General features: G+C 47.0%; 1 protein-coding gene. It reads right to left on the bottom strand.

The window, feature by feature from the left end:
- Positions 1-772 (bottom strand): tandem-95 repeat protein (locus ACSMFO_RS40140; protein WP_436462535.1); only part of this gene is annotated, 772 nt, incomplete at both ends.

The raw sequence follows: 772 nt of genomic DNA, 5'->3' as shown, positions 1-772 counted from the left end.
GGTGCATCATTTACTGGTATGACATTGATGGTTACGGTGGAAACAGCTGTTCCTCCCTGACCATCTGATACCAGCACCGTAAACTGGTCGCTTCCATTGAAATTAAGATTCGGCTGATAGCTAAAGGTTCCATTGGCATTTACTGCTGCTACTCCGTTGGTTGGCGCAACTTGAAGCTGATAACTAAGAGGATTTCCATCTACATCTATCCCTACTACGGCTCCTACTACTGGGCTGTCTTCTTGTGTGCTGAATGTGTAGTTTGGCACCGTTGGTGGATCATTCACCGGCGTGACAATCACCGTCACCGTGGAAACGGCTGTTCCTCCCTGACCGTCTGATACCAGCACGGTAAACTGATCGGTTCCGTTAAAATTTAAATTCGGCTGGTAGCTAAAGGTTCCGTCGGCATTCACTACGGCTACTCCGTTGCCAGGTGCAGCTTGCAGGCTAAAGGTTAATGGATCTCCATCTGGATCTACCGCCACAATTTGATTGATTAACGTGCTATCTTCGGCAATGGTAAAGCTGACATTGGACGTAATCGGCGGGTCATTTACTGGTATGACATTGATGGTTACGGTGGAAACGGCTGTTCCTCCCTGACCATCTGATACCAGCACCGTAAATTGATCGGTTCCGTTAAAATTAAGATTTGGCTGATAGCTAAAGGTTCCATTAGCATTTACTGCTGCTACTCCGTTGGTTGGCGCAACTTGAAGCTGATAACTAAGAGGATTTCCATCTACATCTATCCCTACTACGGCTCCTA

The sequence above is a fragment of the Amycolatopsis sp. w19 genome, assembly GCF_051373225.1.
GTDB lineage: Bacteria > Actinomycetota > Actinomycetes > Mycobacteriales > Pseudonocardiaceae > Amycolatopsis > Amycolatopsis japonica.
This window is presented reverse-complemented; position numbering and strand designations above follow the sequence as displayed.